We start from the raw sequence: 25589 nt of genomic DNA on the forward strand, positions 1-25589 counted from the left end.
ACGACAACACGACGACCGGGCCCCGCCGGCTACGCCGGCGGGGCCTCTTCATGCAAACACCACATCATCACGGCGAATGACGCCGTCGTCCTCATCCAGACCGTCGGTCAACACCTGGCGTGCGCGGCGAGTAATTGCCGGGTGCGAAGCCCAGGGGAAAGCCCAAGGACGCCCGTTCCGACCGGGGGTCACAGGTGAGGGGAAGACCGAAAGGGTGAACGTTAGTGAATCAGTGGTGATGCCTCGTTACGGCAACTCCCCAGGTCGGATTGTGGTGGTGGGGATGATGAGGAGCGGGCCGTTGAGAATCGGCAGGCGGCGATCGAGGACGGATCTACGGTCGTGTGGACACCGCCGCTCCCGGGGTGAAGCTGGCACCCGACCCGGTCGTATCTCATGCGTGTGGAACGTGGAAACCCCGTCAGGTCCATCACGATCGACTGTGGTGGTAGGCCAACCGTGAGGGAGGCGGAATCCCGTGGCGGGAACAGGACGCCCAAGAAGCGAACGCCGGTAGCCGAAAGGCAACAGGAAAGCGAACCAGGGATACCGGTATCTCCCACCGGTGGGTTCCGTATAACTGGCCGGATACCGGGCCTGGTGCCCGGCTGCGAAAGCAGGCTGACGTGTGGCGGGTGAGCCTTTGAAAAGAATGTGCCAGAAACGCCGGAACCGAAGGGCAAGTTAGACGCGATGACAGCCTTTGCTTTCGATGTTGCGATGGCGGCTGCCGGAGCGAACGGACCGGAGGGCGAAACCCTCGGCTGGGACGCGATCGTGTGGCCTGTGCACGAGGAGAACGTACGGCGGCTACGGGGCAGGATCTTCAAGGCGTCGAAGGCGCAGGACCTGGCCATGGTCAGGAACTTGCAGAAGATGATGCTGCGGAGCTGGTCGAACACGCTGCTCAGCGTGCGGCAGGTGACGCAGCGCAACGCTGGACGCGCGACCGCGGGGGTGGACGGGCAAGTCGCTTTGACCTCCCGAGCCCGGATGGATCTGGCCGTGCTGGTGCACCGCACAGCAGGATCTTTCCAGCCCTTACCGGTCCGCCGAGTGTTCATACCGAAAGCCAATGGAAAACGCAGACCGCTCGGAATTCCCGTCATTGCTGACCGCGTCCACCAGGCGCGCTGCCGTAACGCATTGGAACCCGAATGGGAGGCCCGGTTCGCGCCCCGAACATATGGGTTCCGGCCGGGTCGAAGCTGCCAGGACGCGATCGCCGTCATCCATGTCATGGGCTGCGGGAAAAACCCGCAGCGCCGATGGATACTCGACGCGGACCTGAGCGCCGCATTCGACCGGATCGACCACTCCTACCTCCTCGACAAACTCGGCACGTTCCCCGGCAGGGAAATGATTCGGGGATGGCTGAAGGCAGGCGTGTTCGACAAGGACACGGGGTTCGCGCCGACCGATGAGGGAACCCCTCAAGGCGGGGTCATTTCACCCCTATTATTGAATGTCGCGCTGCATGGGCTGGAGGAAGCGGCCGGAGTCCGCTACGAAGCGAGCGATCAGGCTCGCACGAAACGCGGCAGCCCAGCCCTGGTGGTTTACGCCGACGACATGGTCGCCCTCTGCCACACCCGGCAGCAGACCGAACAGGTCAAAGCGCGCATGGCCGCGTGGCTGGCCCCACGGGGCCTGTCGTTCAACGAGGCCAAAACGCGGATCGTGACCTTGGAGGACGGGTTCGACTTCCTCGGGTTCACGATCCGCCGGCACGCCGGCAAACTGATCACCAGGCCGAGCAAGGCCGCTATCAAGCGGGTCAAACACCGCCTCGCCACCGAGATACGAGCCCTGCGCGGCTCCAACGCGGCGGCCGTCCTCGCGAAGATCAACCCGATCGTGCGGGGATGGGCGAACTACTACCGAGGCGCAGCAGCGTCCAGGACCTTCGCGGCCCTGGACCACTACCTGTGGCAACTCACCTACAAATGGGCCTGCCACAGCCACCAGAACAAGCCGAAGGGCTGGATCATCTCCCGCTACTACGGCCGGTTCAACCCCGCCAGCAACGACCGGTGGATCTTCGGCAACCGCGACAGCGGCGCCTGGCTACCCCCGCTCGGCTGGACCAAGATCGTCCGGCACAGTCTCGTCCTCGGCGCGGCGTCCCCGGACGACCCCACCCAGGCCGACTACTGGGCCCGGCGACGCGGGAAAAACCCCGCCCTGCTCGACCGCAGCGTCCTGATCCTGCTCGCCAAGCAGAACGGCCGCTGCGCTCTCTGCCAGGACCTTCTCCTGCACGCCGACCACGAGCCACGCAGCCCTACCGAATGGGAACAATGGCATCGGATCACCCGCAAAGCGATCACCAAGCACCACGTGACCGCCCACCCGGACAAGGCCACACCGGACGGCACCCGCCTGGTTCACTCGCACTGCCAGCGCCGAGCAACCGGCGCAAGCACGGACCCAGCACCTCTCTACGCCTAACACGTCCCTCGGGGCTTGCTTGAGCCGTATGCCGCTACGAGTGGCACGTACGGTTCTGAGGGGTGTACCTGCCGACAATTGCGTCCGTGCTGGTCAGGGGACTTTCTGGCGGTGGGGACGATCTTGACTCCCCCAGGGCGTCGGTAGCCCGTTGACCCTGGCTCTCGGCTGCCACGCGATGCTGCCGACTCATGCTGCTGCGCCTGGCCTATCTGGGTATCACGAACGCGTTCGCGTTGCTACGGCTGCTGCCGGGCAGCGACCGCGACAAGGACACCGAGATCCTGGCCCTGCGGCATCAACTTGCTGTGCTGCAGCGCCAACTCGGTGGGCAACGGGTCCGGTTCGAGCCGGCCGACCGGGCCTGGCTCGCCGCCCTGCTCAACACGCTGTCCAGGCCGGCGTTGAAGAATCTGCGGCTGCTGGTCCGCCCGGACACGGTGCTGCGCTGGCATCGCGACCTGCACGCCCGCCGCCACGCAGCCAGGTCCCGGCCCCGCCGCCGGGGCCGACCGCCCACCGTCCGCTCGATCCGTGCACTGGTGCTGCGCCTCGTAGCGGAGAACCCGTCCTGGGGATACCGGCGCGTGCACGGCGAACTCCTCGTTCTCGGGGTGAAGGTCGCCGCGTCCACGGTTTGGGAGATCCTGCACGCGGAGGGAATCGATCCGGCCCCTCAGCGTGCGACCACGACCTGGGCGCAGTTCCTGCGTTCGCAGGCCGAGGCGATCCTGGCCGTCGACTTCCTCGAGACGATCACCTTGGCCGGCACCCGCCTGTACGTTCTCGCGATCATCGAACACGCCAGCCGCCGGATCCGGATCCTCGGCGCGACCGCGCATCCGACCGCGGCCTGGGTGACCCAGACTGCCCGGAACCTGGTCATGGACCTCGAAGACACCGGCTGCCGAGTGAAATACCTGCTCCGTGACCGGGACGGCAAGTACCCGCCGATGTTCGACACGATCCTGGCCGACGCCGGCATCACCGCGGTGCACACCGGCGTCCGGATGCCCCGAATGAACGCGCTCATGGAACGCTGGGTCCGGACCTGCCGCCGTGAACTACTCGACCGAACTTTGGTCCTCAACCAGCGGCACCTGCTGCACGCGCTACGCGAGTACGAAACCTTCTACAACGAACACCGCCCACATCAAGGCATCGCCAACGCCCGGCCACAGGCAGCGCTACCCGAACCCATCACCGACCCGGACCAGCTCAACCGACTCGCCATCCGTCGACGTGACCGACTCGGCGGCATCCTCCACGAGTACGAGCATGCTGCTTGACCAGCACGGATGACATTCTCGGCAGGTACAAGGGCGAAGAGTCCGGGTTCGGTTTCGGCTAGTTGCCGGCGTTTGACCAGGCGTTTCAGTTTGGCGCGGACGCCTTCGGTGTCTTTGGGCTCGACACCCATACCGAGGGCGTGGCAGACGTCCTTGGCCCGCATCGCGTTGCCTCCGGTGTGGAACACGGCGAGGATCTGCTGGTAGACGGTGATCTCGAGCGGGTTACTCGCGACGACGACCTGCGCCGTGCGACCTCGACGTGATCCGGAAGTGAATATATCGGAACTGGCGGCCCTGCCCGACCGACGGCGACGCACCGGCATTGTCGACGGCAAACGGGCACTCCAACGGGCGTCAAACCCTGCGGCGCGCTCTCGGAGAACCATTTCAGTTTGCCTAGCGTGGCCTGGTCATAGCGAATCTCCGTCACGAATTGCATTGCCGCCAGGGGCTGCTGCTGGTCAACTGTTTGAGTCAAACCCTCGAACGTCGCTAATCGCCGACGACCGGCTACACCCTCCGCCCACCGCGCCTCGTGCACAACACGTCTTCTGATGGAAGACGCCCAGGACGCTGGGTGACTGGACCGCCGCCACGATCAGCTGCAGCACACCGGCGGTGCGTTGCTGTTCACCGCCCTACTCGCCGTGCTGGCCGCCGCGTACCGCTGGACCCGCATGTCACACAAGCTGCTGTTCTGGGCGGCCTTCGTCGTGACTCGGCCGCTGGGCTCGGTCGTCGGGGCTTCCTCAAACCCGCTGGGGTCCCCGGCGCATGACGCGCCGGGGACCTGCGGACAAGGGATGCTAGTGCGGCTGGCTGGGTTGGTCGACGATCGCGGCGGTCACCCGGACCTCGTAGCGCTGTACGGTGCCCTTCCGGATTGTCCAGTTGCCGTCGAGGGCGGTGCTGGTGTGGTCGGCGACGGCGACGGACCGTACGCCGATCAGGGTGTAGGTCTTCGGGTCGAGGAGGATTTCCTGGCGTAGCCAGCCTTCCGCGACGCGGGCGACCGCGATGGCCTGGTGGCCGTCGACGTCCACGGTGCCGGGCACGAGTGTGACGCCGGGTAGCTCGCTCAGCGCGCGGAAGAAAGCCGCCTCGACGGCCGGCGGGAGCAGGTAGTGGCTCAGCACGCTGCTGATCTGTTCGTAGGCGGCCTGGTCCGCCGCCTCGCCGGTGCCAGTACGGTGCGTCTGCGTGCGGATCCAGGCCAGCACGGCATCGGGGTTCGCCGGGAGCGCGGCCAGCTGCGCCCACTTCAATGGGCTGCCACCGTCGCGGGTACCCGGTGGCAACGCCGTCCCTTGCAACCGCTTGCCGTTCTGGTAGGTGACGGCCTGCTTCCCGTCGACCCGGGTCCAGGTCTGGTTGGTCACGGTGTGGTATGGCCCGCCGATGACTAGGCCGCCGGGCCCGGTGCCGACGGTCGACCGATTCTCGAGGTAGAGCCACTGGTCGGCCCGCGGCGGGCGGTACGGCTTTCGGGCGGCCGCGTCAGCGGCGTAGCCGACTGCCTCGGCCGCGTTCGCCGGGTGGGCGCCCACCCCGGACACCACCGAGTGGACCCGGCCGTCGTTGCCGACCGGGCCGGCGTTCTCGGCCATCAGGATGCCGGCGACGGCGACGGCCGCCGCGACCGCGGGGATCGCTATCCGCCAGCCGAGCCGTCCCTTCCGGCGGCGCGCGCTGGGTTCCCCCTCGGCGGACACGGTCGCCGAGATGCGGTTGAGCAGAGCGGCGCGGGCGTGGGCCTGGCCGTCCGGGGAGGGTGCCGGGTCGGCTCCGGCGAGTGTGCGGAGCAGGTCGAGGTCGTCCATCAGTCGTGCACCTCATTGTCGAGGGTCGGATAGGGCAGGTTCAGGGCGGCCCGCATCTGGCCGCGGGCCCGGTGCAGGCGCGACCGGGCGGTGCCGGCGGGGATGGCGAGCGCGGTCGCGGTGTCCTGGCAGCTGAGGCCGGCCCACGCGACCAGTAGCAGCACCTCGCGTTCGCCGGGGGGCAGGTCGGCCAGGGCCGCGGCCATCCGCTTGCCAGCGGCCGCCGCGTCGAGCCGGCCGGCGACCGCGTCGCCGTCCCAGTCGATGATGTGGGCTTCGCCGGTGCGGGCCAGGGCCCGCAGGTGCCGCGCTTCGGCACGGGCGTGGCGGGCGATGAGGTTGGCGGCGATGCCGTACAGCCACGGTGTGGCATCCGGGCGGCTGCGGTCGTAGGTGTTCCGGCGGTCGAAGGCGACCAGGAACGTTTCGGCGGCCACGTCGTCGGCTGCCTCGGCGCCCAGCCGGCGGCCGGCGTAGGCGTAGATTTTCCGGTGATGCCGGTCGAACAGGGCGGCGAACTCGTCCGGGTGCCGTAGCGCCCGGCCGATCACTTCGGCGTCCGATCTCCCCGCCGTCCTGTCCGAAATCTTGGCAATCACGGTCATCCGCACCTCCCGAGCTCGTGTCGCGGTGTGTTGTCACCGGTCATTCGCCGTTGGGCGCAGGAGTGTTCGTGGACGCTCATCGGGCCACCAGTCGGTAAGCTCGCACGATCGTCTGCGTCACGGAGTTGCCCGAGCCGTCGGCGGCGACGGCCCGCAGCGACACGAACCCGGGCGTCGCCGGCTGGTGCAGCACCGCGATCGCGCCGGTCGCGGTGCGCCGTACCGGGGCATCGGTCCAGGTTCGGCCGTCGTCGTAGGAGACCTGCACGGCCAGGGTCGTGACTGGTTCCGTCCTTGCGCCGGGTTGCGGCGTCACCACCACGGGTATGGCGAGGTCGCGCCCCGCCGTGGCGGCGTTGTGGTCGTCCACCGGCGGCGTGAACCGTATCGCCTTCAGCGGCAGCGGCTGGGGCTGATCCCCGTCGACGTGCGCGGAGAGGAACGTCCAGACTGTGTCGACGTGGGTGGACAGCTCGGCTGGCGTGCGCCGGTCGGCGCTGATCTCCAGCCGGTATCGGTCCTTGCCCGCCGGGACCGTGAAGGTCTGGCTGTCGGAGCCGGCCCGGCTGTCGTCGTTGAGGGTGATCGCGAAATCCGTGGCGAAGGGGTCGCCGCGTCCGTCGTGCCCGGCCGCGTCGTTCAACCAGGACGGCATGGCCAGAATCTGGTCACCGGTACGGATCAGCCACAGCTGCGGCTTGGGTCGCGGAGGTAGACCGGGGCCGATCGGCGCCCGGTTCCAGTCCGTCCGGTAGCTCTTGCCGGGCAGGTAGGTCTGCTCCGGTGCCGAGTACGACTGCAGCCCGACTTGATTGTCCGTGCCTCCGGTCACCTCGTTGACGTTGAGTTGCCAGAGCACCCCACCGTCGGCGTTGAAATACTCGGTCGCGGTTCGGGGCAGCTCGCCGGAGGCTCCAGGCTGTGGCCAGCTCATTCCCCACGGCACGCCGGCCAGGGAATAGTACGCGGACGCGTATCCGGTCGAGCCGGCAACGGTCTGCGCCTCGGTGGTGCGGACAGTGGCGAGTTCGGCGTGCGTCGGGTGTCTTCGGATGCCGGTCCACATCGCGCCGCGGCGGTAGTAGGCCAGGTGGTAGGCGTACGGGCTGTCACCGTCGACGCTCGCCCGGAATGCTGCCGAGATTTCCGAGGCGAACCCCGAGGCGTTCGCTGCGCCACCGATCTGCGCGGTGTACAGGCCGTCCGGGTGGTCGGCGATCAGCTCCCCGCCGGCCGGAGAACCGTCGGCGGCGGTGTCGCTGTAGCCCACGCCTGCGCTCACCGCTACCGCACCCGGCTGCGGCACCCCGAGTGACACCGGCCGGCCCAGCCGCGCATCCAGCACGACGGTTGTCGGGCCGGTCACCGCCAGCCGCGGCTGGACCAGCATGGTGCCGTGCGCCCAGTCACCGGCCCTGGTCGGCAGGAAACCGCTCAGCTGGTAGGTACCGCGCGGCACCTGGACAGTGATCTCGCCCGGGGCGTTGAAGATCGACCCGCCAGCGCTCACGTCCAGACCAGCCAGATACCCCTGGTTCAAGGTGGCCGGCTGCCCGTCCCTGCCGATCAGCCGGACTGTCACCGCCACCGTGCCGGCGGTCGACCCGAGGGGATCCGCCGCCCCGGCCAGCCGGACGTTGCGTTCCCGGCCACCAACGAGATCGTTCCAAAAGCCCGCGCGGGCTTCCGGCCGTACCGTCTCGGTCTTTTCCCCCACCACGAGCTGCGGGTCGTCGCCCGCGCTCAGCAGGCGACTGACGTCGAACAGCCGCGGATCGAGCCGGCCATCTGCCAGCAGCGGCGTCGCGTCGGCCGGCACCACCTGCAACGAGCCGTGATCCCACCGGGTCAGGAACGTCGTCCCCGCCCGGCCGGGCGCGCGGTCCACCTCGACGCGGTTTCTGTTCCCGAGAGTGACCCGGTCACCAGTCAGCAGCGTCACCGACCGGGACGTCTTCCCCGGCGTCGGTGCCAACGTCGCGGCGTGGCTCTGGCCCGTCCAGCGGATCCCCGTGGTCAGCAGGGTAGCGACGACTATCATGGCCACCGCCGGTCTCCATGTTGTCATGTCCGTTCTTTCCCGCGGCCGCAAACAGTGTTCGCGGCGGGGACCCGACGTGCACGCGCCCGATCGAGCCGGACCTCTTGCCACCGAAGGAAAGCCCAGCACCGATTCGCGCCATCGAGGATCCGGCCCCGCAGGTCCCCGGTGAGCTGCACCGCGGTATCCGCGCCTGGGAACCCGGCCTGTGACCAGGGTCTCCCGGTAGAAGGCCGGCGGGTACCGGGGTGGCCGCTCTGGAAGCCTTCCGGCATGGAGGAGTGGGAGCAGCGAGTCGCCGCGGCGTGGGCGTCGATCGACAGCTACGAGGCGCGAGAGGGCGACTTCCGGGCGGTGATCGACGACCTCGCGGCCGAGTTGCCCGAGGGTGATCCGGTCGCCGCGTTCGAACGCGCCTCGGCGTGGGACTCGACCGGACACTCGGACCGCGCCGTGCCGTTGTATCGGTGGGCGCTCGACCACGGGCTGACCGGGTACCGGCGGCGCCGGGCGGTGGTCCAGATGTGCAGCTCGCTGCGCAACCTGGGACAAGTCGGCCCCGCCATTGCGGTACTGGAGGCCGAGCGGAACGTCGATGCGGGCACCCTGGACGAGCAGACCCGCGGTCTGGCCGACGCGGTCAGCGCGGTACTGGCCCTGTGCCTGGCCGACGCCGGCCGCGAACGTGAGGCCGTGTCCGTCGCGGTCGCCGCGCTGGCCCCGCACCTGCCCAGGTACCAGCGCTCGATGGCCAACTACGCGCGGCTGCTGATCGAAGCCCGCTGAGTGAGGCCGAGAAGGAGGGGATCGCCGGAATGCGTGCGCTCGTAGTTGACCCGTCCGCGCCCGAGGCGGTGCGTCTCGCGGAGCTGGCCGAGCCGGTGCCCGTTGGCGATCAGGTGCTGGTCCAGGTACGCCACGCGGGACTGAACTACGGCGACCTCAACGACGCCCGCTCGCAACGGGTACCGCCGGGAGCGGTGCTCGGCTCGGACCTGGCCGGCATCGTGCTGCCCTCGAGGGCCGCCGGTCTGCCGCCCGGTACCCGGGTGGTGGCACTGGCCCCGGGCGCGTTCGCGGAACAGGTCGTCGTCGACCCGGGCACGTTGGCCGTCGTCCCGGACGCGGTGGAACTCGCCCAGGCGGCGGCGCTGCCCGTGGCCGGTCTCGCGGCGTTGCGGGCGCTGCGCGCGAGCGGCGCCGTCCTCGGCCGGCGCGTGTTGATCACCGGTGCGTCCGGCGGGGTGGGCCGGTTCGCGGTGCGCCTGGCCGCGATCGCCGGCGCGCACGTCATCGCGTCGGTGGGCCGACCCGAGCGTGGGGCGGGACTGACCGAGCTGGGCGCCGACGAGGTGGTGGTCGGCATAGACGGCATCGAGGTACCCGTCGACGTGGTACTCGACAACGTCGGCGGCCCGCAACTGGTCGCAGCCTGGCACCTGCTCGCACCCGGCGGCAACCTGCAAAGCATCGGCTGGACATCAGGCGAGCCGGCGGTCTTCCCGCCGTACGCCACGATCGGGCCGCCGAAGTCACTGACCTCCTTCGTCAACGAGGGCCCAGCGACAACCGACCTGGCCGACCTGATCGGCCTCGTGCAGTCGGGCGACCTGCCGGTGGAGATCGGCTGGCGCGGACCCCTGGAACGGTACGCCGACGCGGCCGACGCGCTGCACGGTCGGCGACTCAACGGCAAGGCGATCTTCGACATTGCCGGCAACCAGCCGCCCGCATAGCCGGCGAGGGCCGGTCGCGGTCACGCGGGCGCCGGTTGCAGAACAGCTATCGACACTGCAAGAAGTATTCGCGGGTCGACGAACGAGCTGACGGCCATCTGACTCTTGCCTACTACGTTGAGTGACGGCGAACGGTTCCGGCGAGGCGCGGATCTGGCCCAAGTGCGACCTGTGGCCGGCTGCACCTGCCCAGAGGAACGACCCCGGCCTGTCCAGCTTGCGGCGTCACCCGGCTGTGCGGTGGAGCTGGACTGAGCACGACCATCGGGATCAGGCGTGTGGTCCTGACCTGGTAGGAGGCGAGCTGTGGGTACGCGGCGGCGAAACGGCCAAACAGCCGCTCACGTTCGGTGCCGGTGGCGATCCGGGCGATCGCGTCCAGGATCCGGTCTCCGACCTCGACGGTCACAGCCGGGCGGGCGAGCACATTGTGGTACCAAGCCGGGTTCCTGGTCGTGCCGGCCGCAGCCGCGGCGACGACCCAGGACGCGCCATCGGCCAGGTAGGTGAGCGGCACGGTGCGCCGCCGGCCGCTGCGGGCACCGGTCGCGGTGAGAAGCAGCAGCGGCATCCCGGTGAAAATGCCGTCTACCGTGCCGCCGCTCGCCCGGAAGCTGTCGACGATCCGCTGGTTAGGGTCGCCCGATGCGTTGATAGGCACAGCTGCCGCCCTCAGCCGGCCGTGTGCCGGGCCACCACGTCGGCGTATCGGCGCAGGCTCTCGCCGGGGCCGGGAACCAACAGTGCGGCGTGGATCTGCTCGGCCATGGCGCCGTGTCGGTGCAGTTCCCGGTAGGCGAACGTGACCTCGGTTGCCGCCGCGCCGGCCGGGACGAACTCGATGACGATGCGACTGGCGCGCTCGTCATCGGGCACTGGTCGCCACCCCGGGCCCACCCGCCACGTCACCGTCAACCGGTGCGGCGGTTCCCAGACAAGCACGGTGCCGCGAACCGCCACACTGCCTTCCGCGCCGCGCTCATAGAAGCGTCCGCCGAGCCGCGGCTCGATCACTACCGCCGATTCGCCCCGGATGAACGCGTGTTCGGGTGGCAGCCACTCGCCGGGCCGCTGCACGAAGATCGCGAAAGCCTGCTTCACCGGCGCCGGCACGGTGATCGTCTTCTGCACATCGGACATGTCCATTCCCCCGCCCACCTCGCATTTAGTAGTGGTACACCACCACTATATTGCACGTAGAATCCGGGCGATGGCTACCTACCGAGACATGCCCGCACCGCGCGATCCGCACCTCGCCCTGGTGCTCGATGCCGACCTGCGACTGCTCGCCGTCGCGGAACGACTGCGTCAGCACTGGGCGGCGCACGCCGCCGCCCTCGGGCTGACCGGTGTTCAAGCCAAGGCCTTGCTCCGCCTCGCCGTCGGCGAGGCGACCCCGATGCGCAAGCTCGCCCAGCAGCTGGACTACGACGCCTCGAACCTCACCACTCTCGTCGACCGGCTCGCCGGACGTGGCGTCCTCGAACGCCAAACCCACCCCGACGACCGCCGCGTCAAGGCCGTCGTCCTGACTGCCGAGGGCGAACGCCTGCGCAACCAGTTCTGGCACAACCTCGTCCACGACATCGGACCGCTCACCCCACTCGACCGCTCGGACCTGCAGGCCTTGATCCAACTCCTGGCCAAGCTCGACGACCGAATCAGGACCGGCGGCGACGGGTAGTGGAAAGACAGCCGCAGCAGCCCGGCTTGTGCCGCGTCGACAGTCACATCCCGGCCGGTCATCGACATGCCGCAGACCCTTTCGGCCTCGCAAGGATGTTGCCGCCGACGGACACGACACGGCGCCGCTTCCACATCCGGCCGCCGCCCTGCAGCTGACAGGGTCTTCGCCGACTGTGACCGGCGCCGCCGGCCCTTGTCGGGCCGGTCCGCAGATCGTCGCGATCGACGTCAGCCAGCTGGACGTGCCCGACAATCCGCCAGCCATACCCGGCCACGGCAAAACACAGCAATACACCCAGACCAGCGGCTATCCGCAGATCCGTCCCGTGGCCCTGGTCGCCCGCGCCACCATCGACGCGGTCTTCGGGCCAAGGAGCCCGGCGATGACACCAAGCATCCACGACCAGAGTGGGTCTCAATCTCAGGGTCATTCAAACCCGCAGGAAGACACCAGGACCCAGACTCCCGCTCAAACGGGACTGCTGCTACTCGTGCGCAGAACCAGCGCGCGGCAGCGCGAGCCAGTCCTGCCAGGTAATGTCGCGGCCCAGATAGCGAGGCTGCTGGAAGGGCCAGTCGGCGGCGATCCATTGCGGCACGAGCGCGTCGAGCGCGCGCTCCACCTCGCCGTCCACGAGATCGTCCACCACCCACCAGGAGACTTCCCCGTCGGAGTCGGCCCGCTCGGGTGGGTCGATGTAGACGCAGCCGAGGATCACCGTCTCCTCCTCGTCCAGCAGCGCGTAGTTGAACGACTGGTGCGCGGCTATCTCTTTCTCGTGCCGCAGCAAGTCGATGCGGTCTTCTTCATAGGTCATCGTCTCCCTGGGCCAAGACCAGGCCGGGCCGAAGATCTCCCACAAGCGCTCCCGGGATCCCATCACGGCGGGGTAGTCGAGCGCGGTGTCCGCCTCCCGGATCGGCCGCAGGTGAAGCGCGGTGTCAGGCACGGGCACGTAGATGGGGTGGACGAAGTCGTCAGGCAGCCAACTCATGAGGGCCGAGGCTACCGCCAACCGGCACGCGATGATCCAGACGGTCAGGTGGACCTGGACAAGGCGTATTCGTCCAAAGCCATCGCGCGCATCTGCGCTGCGGCGGCATCCGCACGATCATCCCGCAACCGCGTGTACTGAGAGCCTGTTGAATACGTGTTCGACCGGATGAGCGTGGCCTTGGTCATCGATGTGTAGCGATGGGCGTGTCGTGCTGACATGAGGAAGGGCCTTCGGTACGAGGACTGGTGACGAAACCACCGCGTACGACGAAGGCCCAACAGTGTCTTTCTACCTTGTCGCCGGCCAGGGCGCAGCTACCACCCCGACTATCACTTCGAGTGATCATCTGCCGACGGATCGTCCGCGCCGGTACCCGTCGGACACCTCGGACGCCGAGTGGGAGATCCTCGCCCCGTACATCCCGGTCGGTGGCACGGTCGCCGGTCGTGGTGGCCGGACAGTCCTCTATCCGCGGCGTGACATTGTGGATGCGATCCGCTACGTGTGGATCACAGCGGTGGGGTATGGCGGGCATTGCCGGTCGACTTCCCGCCATGGTGGACGGTCTACCACTACTTCGGAAGTGGGATCGTGACGGAACGCTGAACCGGATGCACAACGGGTTACGGGAGCGGCTCCGGCTGGCCGAAGGGCGGCAGGCCGAGCCGTCCGCGGCGATCCTGGACTCGCAGACGGTGCGGGCCGCGGAAACGGTGGCGAAGTCACGGCGTGGGTACGACGGCGGCAAGAAACTGAATGGCACGAAAAGGCATATAGCGGTTGATACGTGTGGGCTGTTGCTGGCCGTGCTGGTCAGCGCGGCCAGCGTGCAGGACCGCGACGGCGGCCGGGCCCTGCTCTGGGCACTGGCCACCTGCTTCCGGCGGGTCCGCCTGGTCTGGGTCGACGGCGCCTACGGCGGCGGCCCGGTCACCTACGGTGCCACTTTGGGGCTGGTGGTGCAGGTGCTCGCCAAGCTGGCCGGGCAGATCGGGTTCAAGATCCTGCCCCGCAGGTGGGTGGTCGAACGGACTTTTTCGTGGATCAATCGCTGCCGGCGAACCGTCCATGACTACGAGCGACGATCAGAACATCACGCCGCCATGGTCCAGTGGGCCATGGTCATCGTCATGACCCGCCGGCTCGCCCGTCATCACGTTCCCAGCCGGACATCATCAGCCCTTACGACGGCCGCCAGACGCGGTTATTAGACAGGCTCTGACCAACCGACCGGACCGACTACTTATCGTGCACCCACCACTACCCAAAGGGCTCAGTGGTCATGATCATCTTCGTGACCCGCCGCCTGCCCTTCACCGACATACCTGAGCCCTTATTTACTAGTACGGCAGCCGCGGCATTCGCCGGACACCGACTAACGACCTGGGGCTCAATTGACGTGTGTGTTGTGGTGGGTTCATTGGACGGCGGCACGGTCGCTGGCCAGGCCTGTAACGGCGGGGATGGTTTGGGTAGGACGTCACGACGGCCGGTGAAGCGTTGCAGGGTGCGCCACCATTTGATTTTGGCGATGGCGTGTTCGGCCGGGATGCGTTGCGAGGACTGGGCTTGGCGGGCCGCCTCGTACGCGGCGATCTCGTCGGATGGGGTGTCCTTCTTGGGTTTCAGTGGTGGGGCGGTGACCTGTCCGGGGTGGTTTTTGGCGAGGCCGCGGTAGCCGGCGTCGACCAGGAGCCGCACCTTGGGGTAGTTGTCGAGTAGGTCGTCGATGCCTTCGGTACGCACGGCGGTTTGGTCGTGTTGGCGGCCGGGGCGGATGGCCCCGGCCCATAGCGGTCGGCCGTGGGCGTCGGAGGCGATGGTGGCTTTGATGGTGTTCTGTTTCTTCTTGCCGGACACGAATGCTCGCCTGCCGGGTCGGTTGGGTTGGGGGCGGCGGACCTGGATTTCGGTGCCGTCGAGGCGAATGGTGACGCCTTCGGCGGCGGCGTAGGCCAGGACGTCGGCGAGGGTGTGCAGACGTTGCCCGGATGGGGTGTCGAAGCCGCGGTTGGCCAGTAGCGGCCGGATCTGGCGGATCGCCTTGGACACGGTCGAGCGGTCCACGCCGTAGAGCAGGCCGAGGGCTTGGTGTGAGGTAGGGCCAGGCGGAGCCAGGCCAGGGTGAGGAGGAGCCGGTCGCGCAGGGTCAGGGTCTCGGGATGGCCGGCGCCGGGCCAGCGGTGCCGGTCGCGGTCACCGCGTCGGTGGTGCAGCCGTCCCTCTCTGGCGGCGTGGAAGGGTTCTGCCAGTTCGGTAACGAGTCGGTCGAGGTGGTTGCGGGAGATGCCGGTGAAGACAGAATGGGACAGGGCCGCACGGGCCTTCTTGATCGTCACAAATCAGAGACCGTGCGGCCCCTTCGCTGTCTCGATCAAGCAGACACGCCGGTCACATCAACACACCTCAATTGATCCCCAGGTCGTAAGCAGATTCGGAACCACGGCGACATACATCGCGCCGTACGGTGTGCCGGACGTCGCCTGGGCATTCACCCAAGTCTTCGGAGGCACCCACCCGCTCGTCACACCCGGCAACACGCCGTTCCAAATTTAGCCTGGAGGAGCTCGGCTTCCTCCGTTGACCCGCTGGTTGCCGGTGTTCAAGCCGACGCGACGCCCACCGGTTGGGTTGACGGGCGGCTCGTCAGCGCACGCCGTGCTGCGCTCTCGGCGATCTTCCGGTGGGTGCCGGTCAAACCGCGGGGATCGAGGGCACCTGCGTAGGGCCGCTGGCTGTCCGGCTTGACGAGGTCACCTCGGCGGCCCCAGACATCCTTCGGCCCGATCAGATAGTTGGTGGTCAGGATGGTTGCGTCGTGCGCGAGCAGGAACTCCAAGATCCGATGCAGCTTCTCGCTGTTACGCGAGTAGCGGCTCAACGCCGACGTGCACAGAAGCACCTCTTCCGCGGCGGCTTGCTCCAGCAGGTCGAGCAGGACCCGGTCGAAACGCGGATCGATCGCGCTGAACACAGTCCGGCCATCGTCGCCCGCAGCCGCAGCGACAACCTCCTCTCCTCCGGGCAGCTCGGGCATCGGCGCGGCCGGCAACCGCAGCGCGCCGCGGCCGCCGCCGGAGAAGGTGTCCGTTAACGCGTCCAGGCATGCCCAGGCGCGCGGGTACCGCCCGGCCAGCCCGGCGAACGGGTTCGGGCCGTGGTAGCTGATCGGCTGGCGGCGGCGGGAGGGCAGGGAAATGAGACAGCGGGCCGGCAGCGTACTCGGTGATCGTGACGATGCCGTCGCGCAGCGGACCGTCGTGATGCGCCCGCTCGAGCAGACTGTTACGCACGACGAGGTTGACCTTGGCCGCACGTCCAGCGACGAATCGACCGGCTTGTGGTCGAACACCTCCTCGACGAACGGGGCGATCAGCACGTCCTGCTCGCGCTGCGGCAACACGGCCGACGCCTCGGCTCGCTGCAACAGGTCCCCGCCGATGCGATGAGCGAGTTCCTCGTCCACCTCGCAGGCCCGCAACATGTCCAGCAATGTCCGCGCCGGGAGACTCACTCCGCCAGGTCGGTGGACTCCGGCTCGGTGTGCTCGCGCAGGTGGCGGTTGTGTCGCGGCTCCTGCCGGTTCTTCGAGTCGTTCAGGCGCCGGCGCAGGTCGTCGCGGACGTCGTTGAGCGCGTCGTGCAAGTCCTCCTCGGAGGAGGTCGTGACGATCTTCTGCCGGCCGGCGATCCAGCACTCCAGCGTGACCTTCTGGCCCTTCGCCACGCGATCCTTCACCGACACCTCAATCTCGGTGGTGTCGGCGTGGAACGAGGCGAGGCGGCCATCAAGGGTGGCAAACTGCTTGGCGATCCAGTTCAGATCCCCTTGCGAGAATCCCGCACCGACGCGGAGGCACTCACCGACGGTTGCGGGGTTGGCCACGGCAGTCATCTTATCTCCTCAAGATCGGCATAATCGCCCTCGCTCTGGTCTTTCCCGCCACCCAGGACCGGAAACAATCCTCAGTCGACGACGTCTCGCCCGAGACCGCCAACACGTCGCATACCACGGCGAGCACCTCGTCGCCCACGCCGAGCCCGGCCAGGATCCCGACCAGATGGAGCCCAAGCCCGACCGCTACCAGCCGACCATGGTGTCGACTTGGCCTTCGCGATGCTGACGATCGTGGGCGAGCTCAAGCGGCCCTTCCCGGAACGCACGTGGGCCATCCGAGTACCGTGCCGGTCCCGAGGTGAACTGGGCGCCTTCGGTAGCGCCGATGCCGTCGCGACACAGTGGGAACGGGACTCGTCACTGCCACCGGTGACGAGAACTGTCCAGTGCGTGGTTGGTGCAATTGTTCGCCGCCGGTCATCCGAGCAGACGCGGTGCCAGCTCTTCCTCAGCAACCCCACCGTCGTCCAGCTCGATCCGCGCGGCCAAGGCGCGGGACCACGCCGTCAGGGCCCCTGCCGCGACACCATAGGGGCCAGCGGCGGCGTACGGTTCGATGCGGTCGGCGGCTCGCGTGAGCAACCGGACCGCTCCGCGGCGGTTGCCCCTCCGGACGTGGGTGACGCCGACCGCCAGCTGAGCGAGGCCCTTCCAGAGCTCGCGCGTATCGTCGCCGCACGCTTTCCACGCGCCTTCGAGGACTTCGTGAGCGTGGAACGGACGACCGGCGGCCAGCAGACGCTCCGCTTCGCGGAGCGCTTCCGCAGGAGAAAGCACGCTGTCTTCCGGCGTTGTCGGTACGCCCACCATGCCTCGCGGTAACGGACGGCCCAGCCCGTCACGCGGGCGGGCGTTGCGTGCCCGGCCAGCAGCATCGCGATCCCGGGGGACGCGGTCGTCATCCGAAGCAGCCGGCGTACGGGACATCATGACCCCATAGTGCCGCCTCGGCAGCAGCTTGTGGTCATGGGGGTCGCCGGTGGCGGCGTTGGTGATGGCGGCGCCGCCGTAGCAGAGGCCGACCACGACGATCGGCCCGGTGATCGTGGACAGGACCCTGCTTATGGTGGCGGCGTCACTGGGCAGGCCACGAATTGGGAGGAACCCGGACCGGATAGCCCGCCGCCCGCGCCTGGCCCAACCCACACCCCACGTCACCGTTCGCGAGGCACGTCGATCGGGTGGTCAATGAGCATGGCCCACACCACCTTGCCGTCACGCGTCGGCATGGCGCCCCATGCGGCAGCGATCGTAGGCACCAGCCCGGGCCGCATCCCCGTTCCTCGACCGAGGCCTGCGGACTCGTGAGCTCAGCCCGGTGCTGATCGCCATGCTCTGTGCGCGAACTGTCGTGCGTGTCGTCGCCCTGGACCTCGGTGCCGTTTCGGAGACTGGGGCGCCGACGCCGCCGACGTCGCCAGCCGGAAGCGCCCATGAACGATGTCTATGCGTTTCACTACCCGAGACCGCCGTTGCTTTGGAGAAGCTGGGCGTTGGCGGGCGCCCGTCATTCGGCGCGTAGAGCTGTGGCTGGGCGGACGTGGGCTGCCCAACTGGCTGGCAGAAGGGCCCCGGCGGCCGCGATGGCGAGGGGGGCCAAGGACAGCAACGCGAGGGTGGCGGGTGAGAGAACATGGCTGAAGCTGGTGGGGACGGCGGTGCGGGCAGCATCGCCCATGGCTTGGACGGTGGCGGTGGTCAGGGCGACCGCGGCGGGTGCGGCGATTGCGGCGGCCACGATCGCCGGGCCGGCGACCTGGCAGACCACCATGGTCAGCAGCTGACCAGGGCGCATCCCGAGGGCTTTGAAGATGCCGAGGTCGTGGACCTTGTCCCGGGTGGTCATCAGTACCGTGTTGAGCACGCCCAGCCCTGCGGCGACGGCGACCATAAGGGCGAGCAGGTCCACTAGGGCGGTGGCGGTCTCGAAGAACCGGTTGGCCTGTGGCGGGCCTGCCAGCCAGGGGCCGTGACCGCCCAGCGCCTGGTTCACCGATCGTAGGTAGGCGGTGGTGTCGGTGCCGGGGCGCAGTGCGATGTCGTACCCCTCCAGGTTCGCGGGTGTGGTGAGGCCGGGCAGTGTTTGGGAGCCGGTGAACATCGAAGGGTTGTTGGACGGGTCGAACACCTCTCCGACGATCCGGACGGTGGTTGGGGCGGTCCCGGTGCCGACCAGGTCGACGGTGGTGGTGTCACCGACGACCAGCCCGCTGTCAGCCAGGAACGCGGTGTTGGCGTCCACCTCCCCGGGGCTGCCGTACCACCGGCCATTGATCAGGGCGTAGCCGAGCCAGGAGGCGTTACCGCCGAACACGTGCGCGGTGACCGCCTTGGACATACCCGGCACGGTGACCGTCTGAGGTCCGCCATACACCGCCACGTCCCGCAGCGTGCCGGGTTGGGCGTCGAGCGCGGCCGTCACCGCCGCGTTCTGGGCGGCGCTGGGCACGGCGCGCGGATCGGTTTTCTGGACCCGCACCGGGGCGGTCGCGGAGAGGGTCTGGCTCTGTTCAACCCGGCTCAGCGCCAAGTTCAGCCCGACCGCGAAGATCACCGCAGTTGCGCCGACGGTGATCGAGGCCAGCGTGACCAGGGTTCTGGCGGGCCGGGCGAACGGTGCGGCCAGTCCGATACCGACCGGACGCGGTAGGCGTAGCCGAGCGGCCAGCCGGTGCGCAGCGTAGCCGCGGCCGACCGTCGGAGCACGGCCGGCCGCGATCGCTTGCACCGCCGACAGCCGGCCAGCGCCTAGCGCCGGCCCTGCCGCAGCCAGCACCGTCAGCACGAGCATCCCGGCGAGCGCGGCGAGTGAGACCCACCACGGCACCTGCTGGCGGCCGATGCCGTAGATGCCGGAGGAATCGTGCAGCACCGGCACGGCCAGCAGGTTGCCCGCCAGCACCCCAGCCAGGCTGCCGGCCAGGGACGGCCAGCCGATCCGGCTGAGGTACACGACCGCGACCTGGGCCGGGCTCAGACCGACGCTTTTGAGTATGCCGATGCGGTGGTACTGCGCGACGACCGCACCGGCCACCATGTTGCCGGTGACGAGGACCGACATCGCCAACCCGAGCAGCGCGAACCCGACGACGAACGGCTGCACAAGCGCCGCGTTACCGGCCGCCGCTTGCTCGCGAGCCAGCCACGAGCTGGTGCCGACCACGGCTCCGGCGGGCAGTGCCCGAGCGATTTCTGTGGCGTCAGCGTGGACCTGGTCATCGGTGGCGGCGGTGGCGAAGCGGTAAAGCAACTGCGCGCTGGCCACCGTGCCCGCCACGGGTAGGCGCGTTGCCTCGGCTGGGGTCACCCAGCCGTCGGCGGTCTTCGTGATGGAGATGGCGAATCCGGTGACGACGAGGGTCGAGGTTGCTTCGGTGCCGCTGACGGTGACGGTGTCGCCCAGCCCGGGATAGTCAGGACCGCCGCCCGGCCCGGCGTCCAGCACCAACTGGCCTGGGCCGTCCGGCCAGTGCCCTTCGGAGAGCACGACATCATCAACCGGGCCGCCAGGCGAGGCCCGCCCGGCGAGCACCCGCGGGCCGAGCGAGTGGCCGTCGAACGACACCTGCACGGTCGCCTCGGTGAACGGCCCGGCCGCCCCAGTGACCCCAGGCAGCGTGCGAGTAGCCGCGAGTTGGTTCGCAGTGGCGTGTGTCGTGTTCACCGTGACGGTCAGGTCCGCGCCGTGCCGGGCCTCGAAGGCGTGCTGAAACGGCGCGTTGCTGGCCGCCAGCAGCGTGAGGCCGAGCAGTGCCGACGCGGTGGAGATCAGCAACACTGTGCCGAGCACCACCGCCTGCACCGTGTGTCGCCGGATCCCGCCGGTGGCGGTACGGATCGCTGCCAGCCAGCTCATGCGTCGCCTCCGGCCCGGCCGGTCGCCCGGGCCGGCGCTGGGACGGCCGCACCCGCCCCGACCATCCGACCGTCCACGATCTGTACGGTGCGGGTAGCTAGTCGTTGGGCCATCGCCGGGTCGTGGGTGACCAGGACCAGCGTCTGCCCCCTGTCGCTGAGTTCGCGCAGCACAGCGGTGATCTGCTGTCCGGTGGCAGTGTCCAACGCACCGGTCGGCTCGTCGGCCACCAGCAGTTCCGGGGAGTTCACCAGCGCCCGCGCGATCGCCACCCGCTGGCGTTGCCCACCGGACAGCCGCGCTGGATAGGTGTCGCGGTATTGCTGGATACCCATCCGCTCCAGCAGTTCCTCGGCCCGCTCCCGCGCCCGCCGCCGCGATGCCCCGGCAAGCTGGGCCGGCAGCAGCACGTTGTCCCGCACAGTCAGGTCATCCAGCAAATTGAAGAACTGGAAGATGATTCCGACGTGCCGGGCGCGAAAACGTGCCAGCGCCCCCTCGCTGAGGGCGTCGATACGCCGCCCAGCTACCGTGACCGTGCCGGCGCTGGGCCGGTCCAGCCCGGTGAGGAGGTTCAGCAGCGTGGACTTCCCACTGCCCGACGGACCCATCACGGCCACCGCCTCGCCCCCGGTGACAGCCATGTTGACCTCGGTCAGCGCGGGCGGGGCGCCGGTCTGGTAGGCCTTGGTCACGCCGTCGAACCGGATGACCTCTCCAGCCACAACCTGTTGCGTCATGAGATCGACTGTTGCCCAACAGCGGCCGCCCTGGCTGTCGGCCGCAAGTCCGTTTCGCACGAGATCGGATTCGTACTTTCGACCGACATACGCGGCGAGAAGCCGCCATAGCCTGGGCGTATGGACGTGTTGGAGCGCCTGATCCGGCGAATCGGGACCGGGACCGGCGGCAAGCTGGCGCTCGGTCTGGTGATGGCCGCGGTGGTCGCCGTCACCGCGGTGGTCATCGCCGGCAGGAATCCGCACTGGCCGTTCGGCCTCGGGGTCGGTATCGCGTTGTGCGTGACGGCCCTGTTGCGTGGACGCCATCGCGCCGGGGTTGCGGTGGCCGGTCTCGTTCTGATCGCGGTGGCCGCAGCGATAGGCGCGCTCGGTGGCATCCCTCTTGACCCGCTATTCGGCGGCGGGCTTCTGGGCCAGCTAGTACTCGGTGCCGCCGTCGCGCGGACGATGGCACCACGCCCCGCCGTCCTCATCGGCATCGCCGGCATCGCGGTGATAGCCGTCAGTGAGACCGTCGGTGACCGCGGCTTCTTCGACAACCGGGCCGTGCACGCCATGGCCGGAGCCACCGCATGGGCCGCAGCGCTCGCGATCGGCGTCTGGTTCCGCTACCTCGACGTCCGCCGTCAGCACACCCGCCAGGCGGTCCGGCGCGAGGAACGCCTCGAACTGGCCAGGGAACTGCACGACGTCGTCGCACACCACGTTACCGGCATCGTCGTCCAGGCTCAGGCCGCCGGATTCACCGGCGGCCAGGACACCAAACCGCTGCTATCCGCGCTGGCCAGCATCGAGACCACCGGACGGGACACGCTGACCGCCATCCGCCAACTGGTTGGCCTGCTCCGCAGCCCGGACGACACACCCAGCGCCTCACCGGTACCCGAGCCGATCAGCCACCTCATCGACCGCTTCGCCCAACACGGCCCAGCCGTCGACCTGCGCCTACCGACCGGCGCACCAGCCCCCCACTGGCCGCCGCAGGTGACGATCACCGTGTACCGGGTCGTCCAGGAAGCGCTGACGAACATCATCCGCCACGCCCCCGCCGCCCGATCCGTCACCGTGACCATCGCCCACGACCCTCAGCAGGTCAAGGTCGAGATCACCGACGACGCCCCCGCACACACCCCAAACCGCCGGGACGCCCGCCACGACAGCGGCTACGGCCTCGTCGGAATGCGCGAACGCGTCGAGGCCCTCGGTGGGAACCTCCACGCCGGCCCACGGCCCGCCGCCGGGTGGACGGTCCATGCCAGCCTCCCCGTCCCCGCCGAGGGCAAGCCGTGAGCCCGCTGCGGGTCCTGCTGGCCGACGATCAGGCCATGGTCCGCAGCGGCTTCCGGCTCATCCTGGACAGCCAACCCGACATCACCGTGGCCGCCGAGGCCTCCGACGGCACCCGGGCCGTGGCCCTGGCACAGCAAATACGCCCAGACGTATGCCTGGTCGACATCCGAATGCCCGGCCTGGACGGCATCGCGGTCACCCGCGCCCTCGCCGGCCCCGACGTGCCCGACCCGCTGCGAGTCGTGATCGTCACCACCTACGACACCGACGAGTATGTCTACGGCGCCCTGCACGCCGGTGCCGTCGGGTTCCTCCTCAAAGACGCCGGACCCGCGCTGCTCATCGAAGCCGTCCACGCCGCCAGCGCCGGAGACGCCCTCATCTCACCATCAGTCACCGTCCGGCTCCTCCAACACCTCACCGCCAACCGCCACCCCACTGCCACAGCGGCAAACCAACTCTCACAACGAGAACGCGACATCGCCCGCAACATCGCCAAAGGCCGCACCAACCACGAAATCGCAGCCGAGCTATTCATCTCCCTGAGCACCGTCAAAACCCATATCACCCGCATCCAGCACAAACTCCACGCCCGCAACCGCGTCGAAATCGCCGCCTGGGCCTGGGAGAACCGAATCATGGACCACCACTAACGCGACCAGCAACACGGTCAACCAAAACAACGGCCGGCTCTCAGCACGATGCGGTGAAGTTCGATCTCGCGGTACGTGCCCGGCTATTCAGACAGTTCCAATAGCCGACTCCACCATCAGGTGACTACGACTCGGGGTTCCCCGACGAGTACGCCTACGAGGACTTCTTGGCGAGGCTGCAAGGGCTCGCCGAGGACGAACGGGAGCTGCAAGCCGGGGAGACCGTCAGCGGCCCAGCCGCCGAGGCCTACCGCCAGCGGGTCGCCGGAGCGAATCGGCGCTTCGCCGGCCACGTCCTGAAGAGCGGCAAGCAAGCCCGCGACCTAACCGGCAACCCGCTGTTGCAGATCTTCCACGGCGACGGGATGACCTGCGTGCTGGACCCGATGACCGCCGCCTGCCAGCTACGCGGCACCATCGACGACCCCATGGTCACCCCGGACATCGACGACTGCCGCCCCCACTGCCCGAACCTCGCCCGCACCGACCGCGAGCTACTCCAGATACAGCGCAGCCGCGACAAGTACGCCGAGATCGTCGCCGACACCCTCGCCCCGCCGATCCGGCACCAGCGGGAGCGCAACCAGCTCGAACGCCTGGAATCGATCATCGAAGCCCACGAACGGAAAGCGCAGGACCAGCGATGACCCGACCGAACCCGGCCGAAAAGGACCCGGTCCGCAGGAAGATCCTCGCGGCGATGGACCGGCTACTGGACGGCACACCTCTGCGTTCAACCGGACGCATGAGCGTGTCCCAACTGGCCGTGGAGGCCGGAGTGGAACGCTGGCACCTGACCCACCAACACGTCGACCTCAAAGAACTGTTCCAAGCCCTGAGTGAAGGCCGTCAACAGCACCCCGGCGGCGTTCGCCCATGAACTGAGCGAGCTGGACAAGCTGAAGAAGACGCACGCCCAACTGCTCGCGCACTGCACCGAGCTCGAAGGACGTCTCGCACTCTACGCATCGGTGATCAACGTTCTGGTACTGGAGAAGGAAGCCGGCGACAACGGAGCGCACGTCCCGAATCTGGAGGCCCGACGCCGCAAACGGTAGGCCATCCCTCGCGATCAGCCCTGACACGGTCCGCCACCGCTGTCGACGTGAGACTGTCAATTCAGGCGGGGTAGACACCGGGGCGCGCATCCGGGCGTGCTCGCCCACCGCAACGTCTGCGTTCCGCAGCCAGCACATCATCGCGGCATGACAGTAAGGTCGGCGTGTGGACGGTGACATCACTTTGCGATTGGATCGGGCGACTGCCGAGGACCTGTACGCCGCGTTGTACGAGGCCGGAGAACACATCGCTGCAGGTGCGCCGATTACTCCGCCGACTCGCGAGGAGGCCGAGCGGGTTGGCCGCTTCCTCGTAGACCTCGGCCATTCGCTCGGTCGGAAATGCAGCCCTTACTGCGAGCACCTCGCGTGAGGACCCAGCCGCGCGACGTCACCGGCAGAAGAGCGACTGGCCAACCGGCCGCGAGATGATCGCCTTCCAGATCATGGTTGCCTGGCGTGGGCATGCTGGCTTGTATGATCAGCGACCGTCTCCGGGCGTACGTTTCCCGACGCTTCGCGCCAGACGAGGTTGAACCTGTTCTCGGCCTGCTTGCCGAAGCTATCCGCGAAGAGCCGGGAGACACCCCTGAAGGCACCGAGCGTATTCAAGCGGCCGTAGTTCTCGTTGCTGATGGAAACAGTCAGCGATTCCTTCACGCCGTCGGGATCGCCCAGGGTGACTGGCGCGACATTCTGGTGTGGGCCGACCTTGCGCACGAGGACTGGGCCGACCGGCTGAAAGCGGAACTCGGTTGACCGCAAGGGACTGCGGCATGAGCCCGCGTCCCAGGTCGGTGAGGCATCGTCAGGCCCGATTCGCGTGCGCCTCGCCCTGCGTTCGATGTGAGCAGCGCGCTGCTTGAGCAGACGTCGTAGGTACGGGGCGAGCAGAAGCCGGGTCACCACCGCCCCCAACGGCCCGAGAGGCGCGCTGACCGTCATACGATCCGTCATTTGCGTCCCGGCATCCTGAAGGTCGCGGAACAGATGCTCATGACGCAATAGGCGGAAAGGACCACGGGTCTGCTCGTCCACGAACAGACGCGGACGGTCAAGGAGGGTGATCCGGCTGACCATGCTCAGTGCAGGCCCAGATGACGGGCGTGGAAGGTGACCTCGTCGCCGAGCACGAGCCGACGCCGGCCGGTGCTCGTCGTCGCGCTTTCCTGGCTGCCGGCCAGTGAAGCGGCATGAACATCTACGTCGAGTTCCAGATCGAAGACCACCGCCAGGGCAGCCTTGATGACCGTCACGATCTCAATCACTGCAGGCACGTCGGCAGCTTAACCGCGCGCTCCAGGATCGGAAGCCGCATTGACCCTTGGGGAACCCGAGAGCCTTCTGCAGAGCCGTCATGCCTCCACTGGTATAGCTCTCCGTGCCGACGAGTTGCCCTCACCAGGTGAGTGGCAGCGTGGCGAGGTGCTGGGTGATCGCCGTCGCGAGGATCTGGTGGTCGT

Annotated in this window: 26 protein-coding genes; 12 read left to right on the forward strand and 14 right to left on the reverse strand. The window is 68.4% G+C overall.

The window, feature by feature from the left end:
* Window positions 1–693: 693 nt before the first annotated feature.
* The 3 genes from ltrA (at window position 694) to IH26_RS0149910 (ending at window position 4006) form a co-directional block, all read left to right on the forward strand.
* Window positions 694–2451 carry a group II intron reverse transcriptase/maturase gene (ltrA, locus tag IH26_RS0149900; RefSeq protein WP_030443367.1) on the forward strand — a complete coding sequence of 586 codons (1758 nt, stop codon included), beginning with the start codon at window positions 694–696 and terminating at the stop codon, window positions 2449–2451.
* Window positions 2452–2642: 191 nt separating this feature from the next.
* Window positions 2643–3740: an integrase core domain-containing protein gene (locus IH26_RS0149905; protein ID WP_030443368.1), complete on the forward strand. Its 1098-nt coding sequence runs from the start codon at window positions 2643–2645 to the stop codon at window positions 3738–3740.
* 62 nt (window positions 3741–3802) lie between these two features.
* A complete protein-coding gene (locus tag IH26_RS0149910; protein ID WP_030443369.1) occupies window positions 3803–4006 on the forward strand; it encodes a hypothetical protein in 204 nt (67 codons plus the stop codon).
* A 543-nt stretch (window positions 4007–4549) separates the two neighbouring features.
* Here the strand turns inward: IH26_RS0149910 and IH26_RS0149915 are convergent.
* The 3 genes from IH26_RS0149915 to IH26_RS0149925 all read right to left on the reverse strand — a co-directional run bounded on the left by IH26_RS0149915 (window position 4550) and on the right by IH26_RS0149925 (window position 8215).
* Entirely contained in the window at window positions 4550–5563 is a 1014-nt protein-coding gene (locus IH26_RS0149915) for a CU044_5270 family protein (protein WP_030443370.1), read from the reverse strand.
* Entirely contained in the window at window positions 5563–6168 is a 606-nt protein-coding gene (locus IH26_RS0149920; protein WP_030443371.1) for an RNA polymerase sigma factor, read from the reverse strand. Before IH26_RS0149920 ends, IH26_RS0149915 begins: the two co-directional genes overlap by 1 nt.
* Before the next feature lie 76 nt (window positions 6169–6244).
* Window positions 6245–8215 (reverse strand): hypothetical protein, encoded by a 1971-nt coding sequence (locus IH26_RS0149925; protein WP_030443372.1) that lies wholly within the window; start codon window positions 8213–8215, stop codon window positions 6245–6247.
* Between the two features lie 267 nt (window positions 8216–8482).
* On the opposite strand from IH26_RS0149925, the gene IH26_RS0149930 reads away from it, so the two are divergent.
* Both IH26_RS0149930 and IH26_RS0149935 read left to right on the forward strand, forming a co-directional pair.
* Window positions 8483–8995, forward strand: a complete 513-nt coding sequence (locus tag IH26_RS0149930) for a tetratricopeptide repeat protein (protein ID WP_030443373.1) — start codon at window positions 8483–8485, stop codon at window positions 8993–8995.
* Window positions 8996–9024: 29 nt separating this feature from the next.
* Complete coding sequence (locus IH26_RS0149935; protein ID WP_084599828.1) at window positions 9025–9945, forward strand: zinc-binding dehydrogenase; 921 nt, start codon at window positions 9025–9027, stop codon at window positions 9943–9945.
* Window positions 9946–10057: 112 nt separating this feature from the next.
* Here IH26_RS0149935 and IH26_RS0149940 read toward each other — a convergent pair whose 3' ends face one another.
* The gene (locus IH26_RS0149940) at window positions 10058–10606 is read right to left on the reverse strand and encodes a nitroreductase/quinone reductase family protein (protein ID WP_063763910.1); all 549 of its coding nucleotides are present in this window, start codon (window positions 10604–10606) and stop codon (window positions 10058–10060) included.
* Window positions 10607–10617: 11 nt separating this feature from the next.
* Window positions 10618–11085, reverse strand: coding sequence for an SRPBCC domain-containing protein (locus tag IH26_RS0149945; protein WP_169789940.1), 468 nt, complete (start codon window positions 11083–11085; stop codon window positions 10618–10620).
* A gap of 70 nt (window positions 11086–11155) precedes the next feature.
* On the opposite strand from IH26_RS0149945, the gene IH26_RS54990 reads away from it, so the two are divergent.
* A complete protein-coding gene (locus IH26_RS54990) occupies window positions 11156–11629 on the forward strand; it encodes a MarR family winged helix-turn-helix transcriptional regulator (protein ID WP_169789941.1) in 474 nt (157 codons plus the stop codon).
* 487 nt (window positions 11630–12116) lie between these two features.
* Here the strand turns inward: IH26_RS54990 and IH26_RS0149955 are convergent, their stop codons facing one another.
* Complete coding sequence (locus tag IH26_RS0149955) at window positions 12117–12626, reverse strand: GNAT family N-acetyltransferase (protein WP_030443378.1); 510 nt, start codon at window positions 12624–12626, stop codon at window positions 12117–12119.
* Between the two features lie 527 nt (window positions 12627–13153).
* Between IH26_RS0149955 and IH26_RS54995 the strand changes: the two genes are divergently transcribed.
* Window positions 13154–13840, forward strand: coding sequence for an IS5 family transposase (locus tag IH26_RS54995; RefSeq protein WP_211268915.1), 687 nt, complete (start codon window positions 13154–13156; stop codon window positions 13838–13840).
* 49 nt (window positions 13841–13889) lie between these two features.
* Here IH26_RS54995 and IH26_RS55000 read toward each other — a convergent pair whose 3' ends face one another.
* The 6 genes from IH26_RS55000 to IH26_RS0150000 form a co-directional block, all read right to left on the reverse strand.
* Window positions 13890–14696 (reverse strand): transposase family protein, encoded by an 807-nt coding sequence (locus IH26_RS55000; RefSeq protein WP_211268916.1) that lies wholly within the window; start codon window positions 14694–14696, stop codon window positions 13890–13892.
* A gap of 535 nt (window positions 14697–15231) precedes the next feature.
* Window positions 15232–16113, reverse strand: a complete 882-nt coding sequence (locus IH26_RS0149970; protein ID WP_030443379.1) for a hypothetical protein — start codon at window positions 16111–16113, stop codon at window positions 15232–15234.
* A 26-nt stretch (window positions 16114–16139) separates the two neighbouring features.
* Window positions 16140–16523, reverse strand: coding sequence for an HPF/RaiA family ribosome-associated protein (locus tag IH26_RS0149975; RefSeq protein WP_030443380.1), 384 nt, complete (start codon window positions 16521–16523; stop codon window positions 16140–16142).
* A 420-nt stretch (window positions 16524–16943) separates the two neighbouring features.
* A complete protein-coding gene (locus IH26_RS0149985; RefSeq protein WP_245666046.1) occupies window positions 16944–17552 on the reverse strand; it encodes a DUF309 domain-containing protein in 609 nt (202 codons plus the stop codon).
* A gap of 481 nt (window positions 17553–18033) precedes the next feature.
* Entirely contained in the window at window positions 18034–20328 is a 2295-nt protein-coding gene (locus IH26_RS0149995) for an FtsX-like permease family protein (protein WP_169789942.1), read from the reverse strand.
* 50 nt (window positions 20329–20378) lie between these two features.
* Window positions 20379–21122 carry an ABC transporter ATP-binding protein gene (locus IH26_RS0150000; RefSeq protein ID WP_030443383.1) on the reverse strand — a complete coding sequence of 248 codons (744 nt, stop codon included), beginning with the start codon at window positions 21120–21122 and terminating at the stop codon, window positions 20379–20381.
* Between the two features lie 120 nt (window positions 21123–21242).
* On the opposite strand from IH26_RS0150000, the gene IH26_RS0150005 reads away from it, so the two are divergent.
* The 5 genes from IH26_RS0150005 to IH26_RS59115 all read left to right on the forward strand — a co-directional run bounded on the left by IH26_RS0150005 (window position 21243) and on the right by IH26_RS59115 (window position 24499).
* Window positions 21243–22415, forward strand: coding sequence for a sensor histidine kinase (locus IH26_RS0150005; protein ID WP_030443384.1), 1173 nt, complete (start codon window positions 21243–21245; stop codon window positions 22413–22415).
* A gap of 35 nt (window positions 22416–22450) precedes the next feature.
* The gene (locus IH26_RS0150010) at window positions 22451–23068 is read left to right on the forward strand and encodes a response regulator (protein WP_051809971.1); all 618 of its coding nucleotides are present in this window, start codon (window positions 22451–22453) and stop codon (window positions 23066–23068) included.
* A 167-nt stretch (window positions 23069–23235) separates the two neighbouring features.
* Complete coding sequence (locus IH26_RS0150015) at window positions 23236–23715, forward strand: hypothetical protein (RefSeq protein WP_030443386.1); 480 nt, start codon at window positions 23236–23238, stop codon at window positions 23713–23715.
* Between the two features lie 192 nt (window positions 23716–23907).
* Complete coding sequence (locus IH26_RS62450) at window positions 23908–24126, forward strand: hypothetical protein (RefSeq protein WP_211268917.1); 219 nt, start codon at window positions 23908–23910, stop codon at window positions 24124–24126.
* Between the two features lie 166 nt (window positions 24127–24292).
* On the forward strand, window positions 24293–24499 hold the full coding sequence (locus tag IH26_RS59115; protein WP_084599829.1) for a hypothetical protein: 207 nt from the start codon (window positions 24293–24295) through the stop codon (window positions 24497–24499).
* Between the two features lie 71 nt (window positions 24500–24570).
* On the opposite strand, the gene IH26_RS62455 is transcribed toward IH26_RS59115, so the two are convergent.
* Window positions 24571–25206: an SRPBCC family protein gene (locus tag IH26_RS62455; RefSeq protein WP_063763912.1), complete on the reverse strand. Its 636-nt coding sequence runs from the start codon at window positions 25204–25206 to the stop codon at window positions 24571–24573.
* Window positions 25207–25208: 2 nt separating this feature from the next.
* Complete coding sequence (locus tag IH26_RS62460) at window positions 25209–25394, reverse strand: SRPBCC family protein (RefSeq protein ID WP_063763914.1); 186 nt, start codon at window positions 25392–25394, stop codon at window positions 25209–25211.
* Window positions 25395–25589 lie beyond the last annotated feature (195 nt).

The sequence above is a fragment of the Actinoplanes subtropicus genome (assembly GCF_000721705.1).
Lineage (GTDB): Bacteria > Actinomycetota > Actinomycetes > Mycobacteriales > Micromonosporaceae > Actinoplanes > Actinoplanes subtropicus.

Bases quoted from the DNA above. Each gene is read 5' to 3' on its own strand.
- ltrA (WP_030443367.1), top strand. From the start codon at position 694: ATGACAGCCTTTGCTTTCGATGTTGCGATGGCGGCTGCCGGAGCGAAC.
- IH26_RS0149905 (WP_030443368.1), top strand. From the start codon at position 2,643: ATGCTGCTGCGCCTGGCCTATCTGGGTATCACGAACGCGTTCGCGTTG.
- IH26_RS0149915 (WP_030443370.1), bottom strand. From the start codon at position 5,563: ATGGACGACCTCGACCTGCTCCGCACACTCGCCGGAGCCGACCCGGCA.
- IH26_RS0149920 (WP_030443371.1), bottom strand. From the start codon at position 6,168: ATGACCGTGATTGCCAAGATTTCGGACAGGACGGCGGGGAGATCGGAC.
- IH26_RS0149930 (WP_030443373.1), top strand. From the start codon at position 8,483: ATGGAGGAGTGGGAGCAGCGAGTCGCCGCGGCGTGGGCGTCGATCGAC.
- IH26_RS0149935 (WP_084599828.1), top strand. From the start codon at position 9,025: ATGCGTGCGCTCGTAGTTGACCCGTCCGCGCCCGAGGCGGTGCGTCTC.
- IH26_RS0149945 (WP_169789940.1), bottom strand. From the start codon at position 11,085: ATGTCCGATGTGCAGAAGACGATCACCGTGCCGGCGCCGGTGAAGCAG.
- IH26_RS54990 (WP_169789941.1), top strand. From the start codon at position 11,156: ATGGCTACCTACCGAGACATGCCCGCACCGCGCGATCCGCACCTCGCC.
- IH26_RS0149955 (WP_030443378.1), bottom strand. From the start codon at position 12,626: ATGAGTTGGCTGCCTGACGACTTCGTCCACCCCATCTACGTGCCCGTG.
- IH26_RS54995 (WP_211268915.1), top strand. From the start codon at position 13,154: ATGGCGGGCATTGCCGGTCGACTTCCCGCCATGGTGGACGGTCTACCA.
- IH26_RS0149970 (WP_030443379.1), bottom strand. From the start codon at position 16,113: ATGTTGCGGGCCTGCGAGGTGGACGAGGAACTCGCTCATCGCATCGGC.
- IH26_RS0149975 (WP_030443380.1), bottom strand. From the start codon at position 16,523: ATGACTGCCGTGGCCAACCCCGCAACCGTCGGTGAGTGCCTCCGCGTC.
- IH26_RS0150000 (WP_030443383.1), bottom strand. From the start codon at position 21,122: ATGACGCAACAGGTTGTGGCTGGAGAGGTCATCCGGTTCGACGGCGTG.
- IH26_RS0150005 (WP_030443384.1), top strand. From the start codon at position 21,243: ATGGACGTGTTGGAGCGCCTGATCCGGCGAATCGGGACCGGGACCGGC.
- IH26_RS0150010 (WP_051809971.1), top strand. From the start codon at position 22,451: ATGGTCCGCAGCGGCTTCCGGCTCATCCTGGACAGCCAACCCGACATC.
- IH26_RS62455 (WP_063763912.1), bottom strand. From the start codon at position 25,206: ATGGTCAGCCGGATCACCCTCCTTGACCGTCCGCGTCTGTTCGTGGAC.